Source organism: Limosilactobacillus urinaemulieris, assembly GCF_014838745.1.
In the GTDB taxonomy this organism is placed as follows: domain Bacteria; phylum Bacillota; class Bacilli; order Lactobacillales; family Lactobacillaceae; genus Limosilactobacillus; species Limosilactobacillus urinaemulieris.
Genome location: NZ_JABUXR010000005.1, coordinates 1 through 18,630, shown reverse-complemented (window position 1 = coordinate 18,630; position 18,630 = coordinate 1). Strand labels below are relative to the sequence as shown.

Here is an 18,630-nt window from a genome sequence, read left to right as displayed (position 1 = left end):
AGGCCTCCAGAGCTAAACTCTGAAGGTCTTTTATAGTCTAAAAGAAATAATTATTAGTTTCTCACTATTAAATTAATCACGCCGTTTCCGACTAATTTTGCCAAGTTCAAACGCAGAGAGTAAGCCCATGATGCCTAATGCTAATGCGCCATGACTATTTTCATTACCAGTTTGTGGTAACTGAGTACTCTTTTGCTTATTAGCCATTACCGGTGAGCCAGAAGCTTGTCCTTGATTAACTACTTTTGGTTGGTCACCTGTTGTTTGTGTAACTTGCGTTGGCTGCGTTACCTGCGTTGGCTGAGTGACCTGCGTTGGTTGCGTCACCTGCGTCGGTTGAGTAGCTTGCGTTGGCTGCGTCACTTGCGTTGGTTGTGTTACCTGCGTCGGCTGAGTGACTTGCGTTGGCTGCGTCACTTGCGTTGGTTGTGTTACCTGCGTCGGCTGCGTCACTTGCGTCGGTTGGGTAACTTGCGTTGGTTGCGTCACCTGCGTTGGCTGCGTCGGTTGTGTTGGCTGACCACTTGGCTGTTGCATATAAACAACGTAACCGTCTGGAAGCTTATCTTGCCAGTCAGCACTACTTGGATCAACAACAATAATACCAGTATCTTGATCTAAACTAGCTTTATGTTGCCATTGCTCTTTCCCTTCACCAATAGTATCAGGTGAATCTACCTTAGCAAACTCATATTTACCATTATCTTCGGTAATACCAGAATGCTCGCCATTAATCGTCCATGTTTCCTTAGCCGGATTATTAGTAGTTGGTTCAACCACAACATTATATGGCTGGCCATTGATAGTAACAGTCTTTACATTAACCCGCTTGCCATCATGATCAGTGTAGTAAGTACCAGTTAAAATTACCTTTTGTGTTGTTGGGTCTTGTAGAACTTGACCTTGAGTTACATCGTCATTATCCTTCTCAACACCAACATAATGGATCGTCCGTTCAGCTTGCTTAGTTTCGGTCTGCTTATTAGCAATTCTCATTAAGTAAACGTATTGGTCCTGTACATCCTTGGTCAATTTTTGTTTACCTAATTGATCACCAGCTGGATTTTCAACTAAAACATAACCTTCATCAGCGTAGTTCTTCCATAAATTGGCAGTTCTATCGGGTGTTTCACCCACAATACCATTAATATCGGTAACTCCATGACCTAAATCATTACCATCAGTTGACTTAAAGTCAGTTATTTGACCTTTAGCTACTAAATCAGTCACATCACGGTAATAGATATTGTAACTACCCTTTTGTTTATAAATTAAGTAGCCATCTTTAACCTTAAATTGACCGTCTTTACCAGTAATTGTTCCATTCTTCAGGGCAGCTTGCCAATCAGAATCTAGGGCTTGTTCACCGTTATCCTTTTGTGATGCTAAATGCCAAGCTTCCTTACCTTCACCGATTGTTTTCGGAGTATCAATTTTATCTAAGGAAATATTGCCATTATTAACAGTTACCTGATCGTCCTTTGCTGGAGCTACTGGAGTCCATTTAATAGCGACACTATCGCCTTCATCACCCTTAGCAGCTTCAACTTGGTGACCATCTTTATCTGTAATTGTTTCGTGATCAGCAACTTTCTTCCCAGTAACGGCATCTACCCAAACTTTTCCAGTAAACTTAGCTGTTTGGGTTGTCTTGCCTTGTAAGTCCTTGCCGTCTTTGGAATTAGCCTTGTAATATACGTCACGAGTAACAGTAACTGTTAACGTTGACGGATCAACAACTGGTTTACCATCCTTACCTTTTGGTACATCGGTTGTTTTTGGAGTTACCTCAACTGCCTTATGTTTCAAGTAAACATAAACATCTTCAGTAGGTTTAGAAATTACTCCACTCGTGGCAGCATCAGGAGCAGCTTCAGCTAAAACGTAATTATCTTTAGCATAATCCCAAAGCTTATTCTTGTATTTATCACCATAATTCTTTTTAGTAATATTTTGCTGAGTACCTGAAATTTCTGTACCATCATTAGGCGTGAAGTGTCCATTAGCTTCCTTGCCATTAACATCAATGTAGTGGATATTTACGTTACCCTGCTTGTGAGTAACATAAATAGTAAATAGTTTAGGCTCAGTTTCACTAAAGTTACCGTTGATCTTATCAGTCGCCATTAACTTACTATCATCTGCTTTGTTCAAAACAACATCATAGTTTGGAAATTCTGTAGCTAAATTCTTGATAATACTTTGATATTTTTGCTCTAAGGTTTCTGAACTCTTACCTGATGGATCAGACAAACTAGTAGCAATATCTTCATCTTAACCACCAATACCTAGTTTTGTCGTCTTGACTAACGGTTCTTTTTCTACCGTACCATTTTCATCTTCTACAAGGACTTGATAGTTTGCTGGATATTGGGCTTGCTTCTTAAGGAATACATAGTAATTCAATGTTGCATATAAATATCCAGCATATCTCATCCCCGCATCATTTCCGTCGTATGATCCATTACCTTGATCACTATCTAAAACATCAAATTGATGCTTACCACGAGTTTGCTTATCGCGTTGAACAACAACATATCCCTCTTTAGCTAATTTAGAGATAATGTCATTATCTTTATTTGTATTGTCAAAGGTTTGATCAACATTAGCTAAGTTAAAGACCGATGGCGGATTTCCTTGGGCGTCAGTTTCTAATTCCTGACCCATATAAAAGCCATACTTACTTGTTGCAGGATCAAGCTTGTAACTAATATTTGCATCTTCTGGATTAAGGTGGTCTACTCCAGTTACATCCACATAGTGAATTTGTACCTTCGCACCACTACCATCCTCTGGCAATGGAAGAGGAGCGTAGTGTAAGTTCAATATTTGAGGACTAGGATCCTGCATCTTTTTAGCATCATATTCAGTATTATCAAAAACCCAAGTTTGATCAGCTGGAATACTGATATACTGACGTCCCGATTCATCAGTCGATACTTTCCAATTTTCATCACCAGTAATTTTTACTTTGTATGGTGTCGTTTCTGCTGTATACCCTTCTGGAGTTAAATAAAGTTTATTATCCCCACCATATTGTGAAGGGCCACTGACTAAATAATTAAGAATCGGCAGTAAAATACTATCACTAGAATAATAAAAGCCTGATAATCCTTGACTCGAATCATAATTCTTCGTCAATTCTGCAATAAATGTAAGTTCATGCTTCTTCCCTTGAGAATCGGTGTACGCATAACTTGCTTTATCAATACGATAACCTGTACGTTGGTACACCGGCAATTGACTTAGGTAAGAGTTAGAATCATCTTGTGGTACAGACGGCGTGTGTTTAATTGGGTTACCGTTTTCATCATAGTCATATTGACCAACTGAATAGTTAACTGTACTTCCATTATTGTACAAAGCATTATATGTGCCTGAACCATTCGTTTTAGTCGGTAAAACAGCATTCCCTGTCTCACCTTGTATCTTAAAGTAATCGGTGCCTGATTTATCAGCATCCTCTGTCGTTTCAGGCAAAGCAAACTTCTTTGTTACGGGATCTCTTCTATATGGGTCGTTATCACTCAAGATATAGAATTCTTGTTTTCTTTCTTGAATTGGCGTATAAACTACAAAGAAATTCTGAGAATACTCTGCTGGAATATTTCCATCAGTAACTGAATCATATTTTCCGTTAGCCCTTAAGGCATCGGCTAAAGTATCATAAGCTGAAAGAGTTCCATCATTTACATGACTCAATAAAGAGGATTGTGACAATGAATGAACAACTTCACCTTCTGTACTTTCATAGGATTGAGAAAGGGCCATTAAATTTTGCTGATTTGAATAGTAAATCTTGTAGTTATAACCATCACGCTTCAAATCAGCATCAGTTAACTTAAACTTGATATCTGTATCACTATTCTTACCAGACGATGAATCTAATATCTGATTTGGTTTACCTAATCCTTGACCTATCAAAACCAAATTAGCATGGTTAAGTCCATACTTAATGACGATAGTTTGAACAAATTCAAAGGTGTTTTCGGCAACTTTACCATCAGCTACTTTTTTAACATCATTATTGCCAACAATATCATACAGTTCACCGGGGGTATCTGAACTAATGTTATTACTATTCAAAGTATTTTTAACATAAGCGGCTAATATTAAGCCTGGAACTTCAAGTGTTGCCCAATTATTTTGATCTAGTTGGCCAGTTCCGATATTAGCGTTCTGATATATTAAATCATCTAATACATTCGGAAATTTATATTTCATTAGAGTTAACTTATCGCTACTATTTGAAAGATCATTAACGGTTAATACTTTCCCTGTTAATGGGTTATATGTTCCTGAAATCTCAACTGGATCTAATTCTTTATTATCATCCGGTTCAAGTGGTACGCCAGGATTATCAATATCTTCAAATTTAACAATTCTTTTAACTATTATTTTCTTAGTAAAAGTCTCTGCTTTAACCAAATTATAAACAACCGTATCACCATCAAAATCATACATTACCGTTTTGCCAAATTCGGCCGGATTATTTGCACGATTGTCTGGATACTTAGTATTTGAATTTTCAATGTTAGCACCAGATTCAACATCTAATACATATCCATCCGGAATTGCATCGATCACTGCTTTAGGGATTAAAGCATAATTCTTATTCTTAACGGAATCATCAAAGTCACTATTCTTAGTTGCTTTAATAAAGTCAGTCTTTTGCATTGTATCTTTACCATCTTGGTAAGTATGACTTAATTCCGGAATAGCGATATCTGCCTGACTATTATCATTAAAGTGCAGCTTAAAGTTCACGGTTGATTGACCTGTAATTGTAACTGAAGCAGAATCCTTACTTCCAGTAGCTATTACAATTGGCTTTAGCAAATCTGTCCATACAACAGAAGAAGCATATACCGTCTTATTGTTATCATGAACAAAATTAGGGTCATAGCCATCAAGATTAAGGCCATAAACTGTATCCCCTGGAATTTCATCAATCGTGGCCATAACGGTCTTAACATTTGACCAGTCGTCTATTTGATCAGCACTAACAAAGTGGGCCATCAGGTCAGAGTCATCTGAATTAAGCTGAGTTAAGTCTAGATTTTCTGTCGAATAATAAATTCGTACTCCCTGAGATACGGTTTGGTTAGTAGTAATATTTTTTACTTTAGCTGAATTCCCGTCTTTCAACTTAAAATCAAATTCAGACTTCTTATCATCCGTTCCAGGAACATGAGCAATAATCACTGCATCATGTTCTGCCTTGGATTCAGAATTAACTAAAACGTTAGAGATTACCATTTCTGATGAACCCTTATCATCAGATTGGCCTTGCATAGTTAAATCTTTATTTTGGTTACCTTGGGCCTGAGTTTTTGGATAAACACCTGTTGCGGCAATAACACTCCAATCACCCCAAGCAAGCTGGTAGGCATTAGTAGAGTTTTCTACAAAAGGCAACTTATCAGGATTTGTTAGTGCAGAATAGCCATTGTTTCTTTCACCATCAGGCAATACTACATAGACCTGATAATTACTACTCAAGTTATTATGAGTAATTAAATTAGAATTATCTAGGTTGATTCTCCATTGTGTACTTGGATCCTTCCGACTAAAATCACCCACAATCTTAACAACATTCCGCCCATTAATTCTCAGTTCAGATACCTTTGCATTCTTAGGTAAGTCTGCACTATTAAAGACTGCATTAGTTGGCAGTACCACATAATAGGTCAATTTTTCTGGATCATTTAAGAAATCGCTCGCATAGGAATATATAGATCCAGCATTCTTGGTTCCAGGTTGCTTATTGGTCTGGGATCCCGATGCACTAATTTGATTGTTGTGAATTTCAGGCTTTACCGGAATTTTTTCAACAATTTTCTGATTTTGGGTAAAAGTGGCTGGCTCACCTGGTGATGCAATTCCACTGGCAGTTAAATGGAGTTCAGTGTGTAAGTTATTACCTGCTTTTACTTCAGAGTCATCTTGGTAGTTCTTAGCCCAAACCCCGTTTAAGCCAAAATTATTTACTGAATCAAAGGCAATTAGTTTATCAAATACTAATTGAACGTTTTTGATCTTCTTTCCAGCCGTTGCACTAAGTAACGTTGATGAACTACCTGCATTAAATGTCCCCGTCTGCTTACTACCATCATCTAAAGTAAAGGTATAAGAGAAACTGTGTTTTGTATCATTCACAGATAAGCCACTAATGTCCATCCCATCAGGAACATCGATCGTTGCTTGAACATCAGTTAAATCATAAGGACTATTATTAGTAATATTGATGTATTTATTTAGATCGTGGTTAGTCTTATTTTCAATTGCCGTTACTGGCTTTTGGGTATCAAGATCACCATTTTGATCATATTCATAAGCATCCGGTCCGATGTTGCCTGAAAAAATATCGCCCGCTGGAACCTTATCTAGTCCATGGTCTTGCCCCAAAATTATCACTGACACAGGATTAACCGTATCGCTTACACTATCATTGTTTTCTGTTTCTTGGGTTACTTTAGGATTAACATTACTTGCTAGCGGAGTATCTCCCTTGGGGACATCCATCTTAAACTGACCAATGATTTCAAAATCTAAAGAAGATGAATATCTAATCTTTAGATTTTTTAGCTGTTCGTTAGACAATTGTGGCAAATTAATCTTTACGACATTACCATCCTGAGTTACAGAAGCATTATATGATTTTCTCAAGTTAGTAATCGCATTATTAGTAGCATCTGTATTTAACACAAAATGATCGGGCATCGGAATTTCTAACGTTGTCCCGTGATTAAATTGCGGATAAAAAGTTCTTTTACTAATTTCAGCATACTCAACAATCTCATTAACATTGCATTTCGTAAATTCTCTAACTTTAAGAAGATTGAATAATCCTTCTTGAATTCTTCTCTTTGTCGTTATTGTTCTAATATCCATGTCTCCCAACCCTTTCATTACAAAAAAGTATTATATCTCATGTCGTAAGGGAGCTTAATTTTTTTACACTAATTGTGCATTTACTAAACCCAACGGATATTTACACTTAATTTTCTATTGTCTAATTCAGTCACTTGATATATTTAAGACAAATCAATTATCAAGTGGTGAAAATCAATGAATAAGAATAAGATTATTAAGCGATTTGAAATACTATTAATAATACTGACCTTTTTGGGAAATTTCAGTACCGTTATTTATGATGGAATCATCGACAGTCATCAGACTTCTAATAATTCGCAAAAGGTATTATTTCAGACACACCACTATTACAATCTGGATGCTAGGTTACGTAATCTAGGATATGCATTGCTAATTGTTTCATTAACCGAAGCTGGTCAACTAATCTTAGAGAATAAGAAGTAATCACCTATGAAAAAGATTCTATATCTTATCCTGATAATAATCAGTATATTTTTGACTGTCTTCTCGATTCCGCTGTTATTTCCACAATTATCACTGTTGTTTCAATCAGCAATCATCAATTACCATAATCCTAAAATTGTTAGGGAAAGTCCACTTCCTAAGGCAACGAAAAAATGTAATTGGGAATCCGTAAAGTTACTTAGTTTAAATTCAATAATTGTAAGTTCAATTAGAGATTCTCCCGAATACGTTGGTGCTATCTTAATTCCTTCACTTAATATGAATGTTCCACTCGCTAATTATACAGATAACGGGACTTATACATTTGGTGCGGGAATGCTTGAACCGCATTATATAAACAGTAATAGTCATTTAGTTATTGGCGCCCATAATCTCGGTAGCAAAAGCTGCTCAGCATTATTTACTCCCTTAGCTTTCCATTCTTTAACGGGACGAAAAGTTATAATTACAGACTTCAAAATTGCTAAAGAATATAAAATTGAAAGCAACCAGGTTATTTCACCATCAGATGTGGAAAAACCATTTAAAGGCTCTAGCGATTCAATATCATTAATAACTTGTACCTCCAATAATAAAAAGAGGATCCTCATTAATGCTAAACTTATTAAAAAATTACCAGTAAGTAAATTAGATCATTATGTCCAAAACGCTATTCAACAAAAATATCAAATTAACGCTGTTGATAATTAAATCCTCCTTTCTGCTTGCTTAGAGCAGAAAGGAGGATTGATTTTTCTATAGTGGGTGGCGTGAATTAAATCCTTGGTAGATTAACAGACTCGCCGCCACACTTGCATTAAGACTTTGAACGTGACCAATCATTGGAATAGTAAGCATCTCATCACAGTTCTTCTTCAATAATGAGGAAATTCCCTTTCCTTCATTACCGATAACTAACGCTACCGCTCCCTTTGCATTCCAGCGCCGGTAATCGGTTCCCTTCATATCGGTTCCAAATAACCAAACTCCCCGGTCCTTCAATTCTTGAGCTGTTTGAACCAGGTTAGTAACTCGGGCAACCGGAACGTGTTCAATTGCTCCAGTAGATGTTTTAGCAACAACCGAGGTTAACCCAACAGCGCGGCGCCGGGGAATAATAATTCCATGAACTCCAGCTGCATCGGCTGTCCGAATTATTGAGCCAAGGTTATGCGGATCCTCTAATTCATCAAGGATCAGGAAAAATGGATCTTCATCATGTTTAGCAGCATTTTCAAACAGGTCATCAATCGTTGCATATTGGTATGCAGCAACCGCCAAGGCTACTCCCTGGTGATTTTGGTGATCACTCATCTGATCAAGTTTGGTCTTTGGGACATTTGAAATTACTAACCGCTTTTCCTTTGCTAATTTAATAATTTGTGAAATTGCATCAGACTTTAAGCCTGATTGGATAAAAACCTTATTAATTTCTTGATCGGACTTCAATGCCATCACTGCTGGATGACGGCCAATAATAAAATCATTGCTTTCAGTTTTCATGCTTCGTTCTCCCTGCTTCAACTTGCTGAATACACCACTCTGCTAACTCTTCGATGCGATCTTGTTTCCCTGCTAATTGCAGGTAGCCCATCATTGCTTCAAAGCCAGTCGATATCCGATAAGTTAACACAGAGGTATGTTTTGCGTGCGTATGACTGTTAGCGTTTCGTCCACGTTTAAAGTAACTCCACTCATCCTCAGTTAGAATATCATCCTGCTTCATCAGATCAATCAATGCTGCTTGCGCTTTTGCAGAGACATAATGGGTTGCGATGTGCTGAAGTTTAGTCGGCTTTGCTAGTCCCTGACTCAAAAGATGCTGACGGATAAATACTTCGTAAACGGCATCCCCCAAGTAAGCAAGGGCAATTCCGTTTAATTGTCGATAATCTGCTTGTTCCATTAATTCCCTTCCTGTCTACTTCTTTACTCGTTTGAACCGTGTTCCTTGCGGCGTATCTTCAAGAATAATTCCCTGGGCCTTTAATTCGTCACGAATTTGATCGCTCCGGGCAAAGTCCTTATTCTTCCGCGCTTCATTTCGTTCATCAATCAACGCTTGGATGTGTTCATCATTAAGTTCATTATCATTTGACGCTAACTTCACACCAAAAATACTAACTAATTCAGAAATTAGATCCTTCATTTCGGTTAGTGCAGCCGCTTTAACCTCTTTTTGTTGAGCATACACATTGGCAAACTTAACTAGTTCATAAACAACAGTAATCCCATTTTGGACATTAATATCGTCATCCATTGCTTCCGTAAATGATTGCTTAAAATCAGCTAATTTTTGGGTAACTACTGGATCAGCTCCATCTTGGGCATCCTTTTGGCGATAAGTTAAATTATCAAATGCTGTTTGGATGTGTTCCAGATTATTCTTAGCGTCAATTAGGTTATCCTCGCTGTATTGAATTGGTCGCCGATATTGAGTAGTTGCCATAAAGAACCGCAATACTTGAGGATCAACCTGCTTAATGATGTCATGGACAGTAATGAAGTTATGCAATGACTTGCTCATCTTCTCATTGTCTTTGCCGATAGTAACAAAGCCATTATGCATCCAGTAACGGACAAATTTCTGCCCAGTTTCTGCTTCACTTTGAGCAATTTCGTTTTCATGGTGGGGGAATTCTAGATCCTGACCACCGCCATGAATATCAATCGTCTTTCCCAAGTACTTAGTCGACATCACTGAGCATTCAATATGCCAGCCTGGTCGGCCCTTTCCCCATGGCGAATCCCAGTTAATTTCTCCCGGCTTAGCAGCTTTCCAAAGGGCAAAATCCATTGGATCCTCTTTTTTATTAACTTCATCGGCACTAACATGTTCACTTGCACCAACTTCAAGATCATCAATTGATTGGCCTGATAGCTGACCATAGTTCTTGAATTTTCGGGCACGATAATAAACATCCCCGTCTTTTTTGTATGCATAGCTCTTATCAATCAACCCCTGAATAAATTTGATGATTTCAGGAATATTTTCGGTTGCTCGCGGGTGCATTGTCGCTGGTTCGATATTAATCGCCTTAGTATCTTCCATAAATGCTTGAATGTATTTATCTGCTAATTGGGGAACCGTGATTCCTTGCTCATGAGCGGCCTTGATCATCTTATCATCAACGTCGGTAAAGTTAGAAACATAGTTCACCTTGTACCCCTTAAATTCAAGGTAGCGCCGCACCGTATCAAAGGCAATTGCTGAACGCGCGTTACCAATATGGATATAGTTATACACCGTTGGGCCACAGACATACATGTTAACAACTCCTGGGGTTTGCGGTTTAAATTCTTCTTGTTTACGAGTCAATGTATTATAAATTGTTAGCATGACTGTCTGCTCCTTTCATATCTATACCCATAATACTAACATATCTAGTTAAATGACTGATACCTGTCCTAATAAAAAAGCTAACTGCTCAATAATCCTGGTTAGTTAGCTTAATTTCCCTTTACGTACAGTAACTTACTATTCTTTTTACCTAAAGTTTAACCCCTTGAATTCCATTATCATAGGTCCACTGCTTTAACTCTTCCATATCACCACTAAAATAGAATTCTGAAATTAATTGATTCCACTTTGGCCACTGATCAAGTGGAACATTAATCAATCCCGCACCACTATTAATCATTATTTTATTAGCAGCTAAAGTTGCCGTTCGTTTATTTCCATCCCAAAAAATCTGATTCCGCATTAAGTGGTACATTAACGTTAATGCTTTATCAGTATTTGTTCTGGTTTTATCTGAAATTAATTGATTCAAAAACAATTCTTCTTGCTCTTGATTAACCAGCGGAGGGAGATACTCACCCTTCATCGTGCTAACCGCACCATTTCCAGTCCGTAGCTCTCCTGGAGCCAACGATTCGTTCAGGGCAACAATTTTATTAGCCTCTTTAAGGAAATCAAGATTGAGCTCCTCATCAGAATTAATAGTATATTGCCATCCCCTCTTCAATTGAACAATGATATTAATATCGTCAATTGAGACACCATCAACTCCTAGGCCATCAATAATTGTTTGTGTCTGCGGCAGGGTTGTTGTTAAACCCTCAAATCGGGAATTAACATAAACCAATCGCGTCAAATTGCTCCTAGCTAAACGCTTATTTTGCTCAACAGTTAAATGATATTTATCTTTTAGCATGAAAATATCCTCTTCAATATTCTTCAAATTATGCAAAATTATCAAACTATAATTAAAAATTGGTGAACTACTCAATCATATATAATTCTTTTACACCAACGATTATACTATAATTTACTCAATAAAATAGGGTCGAGCCATCATGTCTTAAAATTTTTCAATAACTTACCTCAAAAGTTTTTTTACTTAATAGTCACAATTTCTTCACATTCTCCTGGTAGTATATAAAGCGTAGTAAAGATATAACCTTTACTACTAATGAAACCTATTATTTTTCAATTACTCCTCCCAATAGTAACCGAAAAAATAATTAATACGAGGATACCCCAAGTCCTCGTATTACTCCTCAAGAGATAGCTTTTTTCTAGGCTATCTCTTTTTGGATCATAAAAAGCGGGAACGGCTAAGCTTTAGCTGTTCTCGCTTTTAGTTTTTAAGATGGTTAACAACTCCTACTGCGACTGAGTCTAAACGCGTTCAGCCTAAGCTCCCTCAAGATAACGACCTCTCTCCGCAGTAGCTGACTGAACTTTATATTCATAAAGTTCTAGTCATCCTTGCTAGGGTTCACAAACGAAAACAAGTTTTCTGGTTCACCGCTTAGGCGCTTAGGCGCTAGTCGCCTTCGTCGAGAGAAATCGTTATCATCCAGGAGCTCTTTACGGCTTCACGCTCTGTTAAACGTGCTCGCCGTGACCGCAACTTCCGCCTAGCTATAGTTCTACTGCCACAGAGTCAAGATCTGTTCGCCCTAACCTTCCTCAAGCTAACGACCTCCGACTTCGACGACAAGACGTCGTTCGTCGGAGAAATCGTTAGCCACCGGAAGGTTTTAACGGGCTCGCACTCTATTTACTAAAACAATCCCTTAATCTTCCCGTTAGCGTCGATGGACATGTTGACGGCAGCAGGAGTTTTGGAAAGGCCAGGCATGGTCATCATGTTACCTGAAAGGGCAACGATAAAGCCGGCACCGAGCTTAGGAACGAATTCCCGAATATGGAAAGTAAAGTCTGTTGGTGCTCCAAGCTGAGTTTGATCATCAGTAAAGGAGTATTGGGTCTTAGCAATGCAGACGGGAAGATCATTCCAACCTAACTTGGCAAACTGCTTCAATTGTTTCTTTGCCTTTTTGCTAAACGAAACCTCCTTAGCTCCGTAAATCGTTTTGGCAATCGTATTAACCTTTTCCTCAATCGAGTCACTAGAATCGTAAAGGGGCTTGAAGTCACTCTTTTGGTCAGCCAAGCGAACAACTTCCTTGGCAAGATCTTGGGTTCCCTTACCGCCCTTAGCCCAACTATCAGCGACTACAACGTTAACCCCGAGGCGCTTACAATTGTCTTCAATAAACTTGACTTCAGCATCAGTATCATTGATGAAATGGTTAATGGCAACTACTACTGGTAAGCCATAACGTTGCATGTTCTTAATATGACGGTTCAGGTTCACAATTCCCTTTTCTAGTGCTGGTAATTGTTCTTCCTTAATTTCGTCTAAACTAGCGCCACCATTGTATTCAAGTGCCCGAACCGTAGCAACGATGACAATTGCATCTGGGTTCTTTCCTAAGACCGGTCGTTTAATGTCAAGGAACTTTTCGGCCCCCAGGTCAGCGCCAAATCCAGCTTCTGTAACAGTGTAATCTGCTAATTTCAATGCCGTTTGGGTAGCTAAAATACTGTTGCATCCATGGGCAATATTGGCAAACGGGCCACCATGAATAATCGCTGGAGTGTGGTCAAGGGTTTGCACAAGGTTAGGCTTAATAGCGTCCTTTAGAAGAATTGTAATCGCATCTTCAAAGCCAAGTTGGCCTACAGTTACTGGTTCCCGATCATAAGTATAACCAACAACAATTCGGCTGATCCGCTTCTTGAGGTCCATTAAGTCAGTAGAAAGGCACAAAATCGCCATTAATTCTGAAGCAGCAGTAATATCAAAGCCGGTTTGCCGCGGAACTCCCTGCATAATTCCACCAAGACCAGTAATAACATTCCGTAGCGCCCGATCATTAACGTCTTCTACCCGTTTCCAAATAATCCGGCGTGGGTCGAGGTTTAATTCATTTCCCCGCATTACATAGTTATCAATTAAAGCTGCTAATGTGTTGTTAGCGCTAGTTAGTGCATGAAGGTCACCAGTGAAGTGCAGGTTAATGTCTTCCATTGGGATTACTTGGCTGTAACCCCCACCGGTTGCTCCACCTTTGATTCCGAACACGGGCCCCATCGAAGGTTCACGCATTGCAATAATTGTTTGGTGATTCAATTGGTTTAAGGCATCCCCTAAGCCAACCAAGACAGTTGATTTTCCCTCACCGGCTGGAGTCGGATTGATTGAAGTCACAAGAACTAGCTTATGCTTCTTTCCTGGTTTTTTGGCAACTGGCAATGAAATTTTAGCCTTGTACTTCCCGTATTGTTCAATCTGGTCATCATCAAGACCAATTGATTCAGCAATCTTATTAATCGGTTCGAGTGTGGCTTGGTCAGCAATTTCTATATCTGTCATTTCAATCCGCTCCAATCTTAAATACGAACTTTAGCTAAAAAAGCACCGTTAAAGTTAGGAATTAACTTCTACGGTGTCTAGGATAAAAGATTCTCAGTCATTTGTAAACAACTATTTAGACTCTTTATCAGATTTTGCTGATTTTTTGTCGTCTTTTGCGGATTCACTATTCTTTTCGTTGATCCCCCGACGTGAATGGAGTGGCCGAGCAAAGATCATCCGTCCTGCATCGGTTTGCAATGCACTAGTGACCTCTACCTCAATCCGCTCATTCATAAAGTAACGGCCATCTTCAACGACAACCATGGTTCCATCATCAAGGTACGCAACCCCTTGTTGACGTTCAGTCCCGTTCTTAACAACAACAACCTTGAGCGTTTCACCAGGAATTACTCGTGGTCGCAATGATTTAGCAAGATTATTAATGTTCAGAACTTGGACGTTTTGGAATTGGATAACCTTATTCAAATTATAGTCGTTAGTAACGATGACCCCGTTAACCTTTTTAGCTAACGCAATCAATTTACTATCAACTTCTGGAATATCTTCAAAGTCGCCATCATACATTTCAATTGGCACAACCTTTTCTTTCCGTAATTTGTTTAGGATATCTAATCCTCGTCGTCCCCGCACTCGCTTAATACTTTCACCAGAATCGGCAATGTATTGAAGTTCGTAAAGGACGAAATTAGGAACAAGCAATGTTCCTTCCAGAAAACCAGTCTTTACCAGATCATAAATTCGGCCATCAATTAAAATGTTCGTATCTAAGATCTTGTAATGGTGGTAATTTTCATCCTTTTGATCAATTACTTCGGTATTCGGATTTTTCGGCCGAATTCGGTGACCAGAAAGTAAGTTCTTCCAGTCGTCAAGACGGGTTGTTCCAATCCGGTAACCAAAATAACTAAAGATAATCATTAACAAGATCGGTAAAACATTATTAACAACTGGAATTCCTGTTCGCCAAAGCGGAATCGAAATTAACACCGCAAGAACTAGCCCAACAATTGTCAGTAACGTGCCAAAAAACAAGTAGACTGGGCTTAAGCTTGTCAGACTCTTTTCAATCCGTGCAACTAACTGTTCAGTTGGTTTGGCAAGTGGTAATGAAAGGAGAAAGAAAATCAAAGCACCAATAACGATATCCATAAAGACCAATAAGGCGCTATTTAAATGAAAATTAACTAAGTCCCAAAATAATGGCAAATAATAAAAACCAATTGCGGCACCAACAATAACGTATATCAACCGAATAATTCGTTTTCGCATATTACATTCCTCCTTTATAAATTAACCTAATGCAAGACGCAATGCCTGACGGAGGGTGGTTACCCCAACAACCTCGATTCCGGTTGGTGCTTGCCACCCTTTCAAATTATTCTTTGGAACAAAGATCCGTTTAAAGCCTAGTTTTTGTGCCTCAGCAACACGCTGTTCAATCCGGTTAACCCGCCGAATTTCGCCAGTTAAGCCGACTTCCCCGACAAATGCATCTGTTGCTTGCGTTCCCCTATCCCGGTAACTTGAGGCAATACTAATCGCAATTGCCAGATCAATTGCCGGCTCATCTAATTTTACACCACCAGCAGCCTTCAGGTAGGCATCCTGATTTTGGAGCATCAAGTTAGCGCGCTTTTCAAGAACCGCCATTATTAATGATACCCGATTTCTGTTCAAACCAGTAGCAGTTCGCTGAGCATTTCCATAAACAGTTGGCGTCACCAGTGCCTGAATTTCAACTAGAATTGGTCGCGTCCCCTCTAATGATACAACGACAGCCGAACCAGTGGCATCTTTTAACCGTTCTTCAAGGAAGATTTCTGAAGGATTTTTTACCTCTGATAAACCATTCGTATGCATTTCAAAGATCCCCAGTTCATTGGTTGACCCAAAACGGTTTTTAACTGATCGCAAAATCCGGTATGTGTGATGAAGATCCCCTTCAAAGTAAAGGACAGTATCAACCATGTGTTCCAAAATCTTTGGTCCGGCAATTGCCCCGCCTTTAGTAACGTGACCAACAACAAAGATCGTAATATTATTACTCTTCGCAATTTGCATTAACTGGGCGGTTACTTCACGAATCTGTGAGACACTCCCGATCGCTGAAGTAACATCCGTTGCCTGCATCGTCTGAACAGAATCAATTACCACGTATTCTGGTTTTAATTCACGAATCGTATCTTTGATGCTGTCCATATTAGTTTCTGGGTAAATATAAAAATCATCTGCTGCCACGTCAAGCCGCTCTGCCCGCATTTTGATTTGAGTAGCACTTTCTTCTCCAGAAACGTAAAGAACCCGGTGATGTTCACTTGATAATTGTCCAGAAACCTGCAGGAGCAACGTTGATTTCCCAATACCGGGATCCCCACCAATTAAGATTAACGAGCCCGGAACAATTCCGCCACCAAGGACCCGGTTTAATTCGTTCAGTTTGGTTTTTACCCGTGGCGTTTCGTGACTATTAATTTCACCGATTTTCTGTGGCTTAGCAACCAAACCAGTTAAAGTCGTGGTTGGTCGTTTCGTTGCTGCACTAGAACCTGAAGATTGGATTTGCTCTTCAACTAAGGTATTCCATTCACCACAGTTAGGACACCTTCCTAGATACCGTGGTGAATTATATCCACAATTCTGACAAACATATTGGGTTTTAACTCTGGCCATTCATGCCATCCTTTCATTACCTAAACTTACTTACTAACAACGATCCTGAAATAAAAGTGCGCCCTACCAATTACTTTTAAAAGAACTATTGGACCGTTCCACCAGCGAAAATATGGGCGTTTTGAGAGAAATTTACCCAAAATTATTCCGATTTTATTCAAGATTTGCTATATTACTTTTTGGTTGAACCGAAGCCACCAGTCCGCTGTGCGATTGGTTGTTTCTCGTCATCAGCGACAAGGAATGGCATAAAGATTCCTTGGCCAATTCGTTCACCCTTTTTAATATGATAATCCGTTAATCCATAGTTAATGAGTTGGAAGAAAATCTCGCCTTCATTACTATCATTATCATAATAATCAGCATCCACAATCCCAACACCATTCGGAAGGATTAATCGACGCTTTAGCGGACCACTAGACCGGTTAGCTAATAGCAAGAATTCATCATCCTGCATGTAAGCCTTAATCCCGGTTGGAACTAGATATGGTTTAAGACATTGATCAGCGTGTTTAAGTTCATCGGAGGTTAGCTTTGATTGCTGATGAACTTTCCACAGGGTCTTTAAGAAGTTCCCTTTCCAAATTGAAGGAAGAACAAAATCTTCCGCAGCTTCAAAGTCATATCCAGCTGCATTGGCAGTTTGCCGACTTGGTAAATGAAGCCCCTGATCCTGCTTGCTTGAAACAATCTTAAATCCGCGTTTCATTTATATCACCTAATCCTTTTTATAAACTATCTACTTATTATAAAATAGATATAGGATTTATGGTATTGCTTTACACTGAATAGATTTGGAATGGATGTGATCAAATGGATTACAAGGTTGAAGAAAACCGAATTATCGCTAGTGATGACCAACAACCGTTCGTCGGCGAAATAAGCTTTCCAAAAGTAACGGGGGTACCTGACCGCGTTGTTGTTGAGCGGGTCTTTGTTCACCCCGATTATCGTGGCCAAGGGATTGCGGCAGAATTGGTTCGTCAATTCGTTAAGTACGCCACTACCCATCAACTAACAGTAAAATTAATGTGTCCTTATGCTGTAAAGCAGTTTCAGATACATCCCGAATACCAACAATTACTATTACCTGAAGATCGTTTCTAAGGAGGAAACTCATGAATCAAGATGAGCTAAAACAACAAGTTGGCCGTGAAGCAGTTAAGTACATCCGTCCAGGGATGGTTGTCGGTCTAGGAACAGGGACAACCGTTCACTGCCTGGTGGAAGCGCTCGGTGAGCATGTTAAGAATGGTGATTTAACTGACGTTGTTTGTGTTACAACCTCAAACAGAACTACTCGCCAAGCTCAAAGTCTTGGAATTAAGGTTGAAGAAATTGACGATGTTGATCATATTGACCTTACCATTGATGGGGCTGATGAGATCAGTGACGATTTCCAAGGAATTAAGGGCGGCGGTGGCGCTCTTTTATGGGAAAAGATTGTCTCCAACTATTCTGACCACGTAATGTGGATTGTTGATGAATCAAAATTAGTTCACCATTTAGGGGCATTCCCGCTGCCAGTTGAAGTTACCCCATATGGTAGTCAACACCTCTTTACTAAGTTAGCTCGGCGTGGCTACAACCCAACATGGCGGATGCTTCCTGATAACAGTGACAAGTTCCGGACACACCAACGAAACTTCATTATTGATCTCCACCTTGAAGATATTAATGACCCGTTTGCCCTTCATGAAGAATTGATCGGGATGGTTGGTTTAATTGAAGACGGATTATTCTTAAACCAAGTTAATGACATTCTTGTTGGTACCCAAGACGGACCAAAATTTCTTCATGCCCGTCCATAATGTAAGAACGTAAAATTTAATAAATGATCTTAATGAAGGGGCTGTGACATAAGTCCCTAATAATAAGCGGAGTTAGATGAAATCTTCGGATTTCATTTAACTCCGTTTTCCTTTAAAATATATGTTAGTAAAAGAAAAAGACACCGACCAGCCCG

14 protein-coding genes are annotated in these 18,630 nt (G+C 39.1%); 4 read left to right on the top strand and 10 right to left on the bottom strand.

The window, feature by feature from the left end:
* Positions 1-72 precede the first annotated feature (72 nt).
* Positions 73-2,253, bottom strand: coding sequence for an LPXTG cell wall anchor domain-containing protein (locus HUK45_RS03570; protein WP_191911125.1), 2,181 nt, complete (start codon positions 2,251-2,253; stop codon positions 73-75).
* Between the two features lie 21 nt (positions 2,254-2,274).
* On the bottom strand, positions 2,275-6,894 hold the full coding sequence (locus HUK45_RS03565) for a hypothetical protein (RefSeq protein ID WP_191911124.1): 4,620 nt from the start codon (positions 6,892-6,894) through the stop codon (positions 2,275-2,277).
* A 177-nt stretch (positions 6,895-7,071) separates the two neighbouring features.
* Between HUK45_RS03565 and HUK45_RS03560 the strand changes: the two genes are divergently transcribed.
* Entirely contained in the window at positions 7,072-7,320 is a 249-nt protein-coding gene (locus HUK45_RS03560) for a hypothetical protein (protein ID WP_191911123.1), read from the top strand.
* Between the two features lie 6 nt (positions 7,321-7,326).
* On the top strand, positions 7,327-8,031 hold the full coding sequence (locus tag HUK45_RS03555; protein ID WP_191911122.1) for a sortase: 705 nt from the start codon (positions 7,327-7,329) through the stop codon (positions 8,029-8,031).
* Positions 8,032-8,076: 45 nt separating this feature from the next.
* On the opposite strand, the gene rlmB is transcribed toward HUK45_RS03555, so the two are convergent.
* From rlmB to HUK45_RS03515, 8 genes are all read right to left on the bottom strand, one after another.
* Positions 8,077-8,823: a 23S rRNA (guanosine(2251)-2'-O)-methyltransferase RlmB gene (gene rlmB, locus HUK45_RS03550; RefSeq protein ID WP_191911121.1), complete on the bottom strand. Its 747-nt coding sequence runs from the start codon at positions 8,821-8,823 to the stop codon at positions 8,077-8,079.
* Entirely contained in the window at positions 8,813-9,226 is a 414-nt protein-coding gene (locus tag HUK45_RS03545; protein WP_191911120.1) for a Mini-ribonuclease 3, read from the bottom strand. The genes rlmB and HUK45_RS03545 overlap by 11 nt, the downstream gene beginning before the upstream one ends.
* Positions 9,227-9,241: 15 nt before the next feature.
* Positions 9,242-10,660, bottom strand: a complete 1,419-nt coding sequence (gene cysS / locus HUK45_RS03540) for a cysteine--tRNA ligase (RefSeq protein WP_191911119.1) — start codon at positions 10,658-10,660, stop codon at positions 9,242-9,244.
* Positions 10,661-10,811: 151 nt separating this feature from the next.
* Positions 10,812-11,477 carry a Fic family protein gene (locus HUK45_RS03535; RefSeq protein WP_191911118.1) on the bottom strand — a complete coding sequence of 222 codons (666 nt, stop codon included), beginning with the start codon at positions 11,475-11,477 and terminating at the stop codon, positions 10,812-10,814.
* 855 nt (positions 11,478-12,332) lie between these two features.
* Complete coding sequence (locus HUK45_RS03530) at positions 12,333-13,991, bottom strand: formate--tetrahydrofolate ligase (RefSeq protein WP_191911117.1); 1,659 nt, start codon at positions 13,989-13,991, stop codon at positions 12,333-12,335.
* A gap of 111 nt (positions 13,992-14,102) precedes the next feature.
* Complete coding sequence (locus HUK45_RS03525) at positions 14,103-15,263, bottom strand: PIN/TRAM domain-containing protein (RefSeq protein WP_191911116.1); 1,161 nt, start codon at positions 15,261-15,263, stop codon at positions 14,103-14,105.
* A 21-nt stretch (positions 15,264-15,284) separates the two neighbouring features.
* Positions 15,285-16,664: a DNA repair protein RadA gene (radA, locus tag HUK45_RS03520; RefSeq protein ID WP_191911115.1), complete on the bottom strand. Its 1,380-nt coding sequence runs from the start codon at positions 16,662-16,664 to the stop codon at positions 15,285-15,287.
* 172 nt (positions 16,665-16,836) lie between these two features.
* On the bottom strand, positions 16,837-17,373 hold the full coding sequence (locus HUK45_RS03515) for a dCTP deaminase/dUTPase family protein (RefSeq protein WP_191911114.1): 537 nt from the start codon (positions 17,371-17,373) through the stop codon (positions 16,837-16,839).
* Positions 17,374-17,477: 104 nt separating this feature from the next.
* Here HUK45_RS03515 and HUK45_RS03510 point away from each other — a divergent pair, with 104 nt between their 5' ends.
* Together HUK45_RS03510 and rpiA are read left to right on the top strand one after the other, a co-directional pair.
* Positions 17,478-17,771, top strand: coding sequence for a GNAT family N-acetyltransferase (locus HUK45_RS03510; protein WP_124031488.1), 294 nt, complete (start codon positions 17,478-17,480; stop codon positions 17,769-17,771).
* An 11-nt stretch (positions 17,772-17,782) separates the two neighbouring features.
* Entirely contained in the window at positions 17,783-18,475 is a 693-nt protein-coding gene (gene rpiA, locus HUK45_RS03505; protein WP_191911113.1) for a ribose-5-phosphate isomerase RpiA, read from the top strand.
* Positions 18,476-18,630 lie beyond the last annotated feature (155 nt).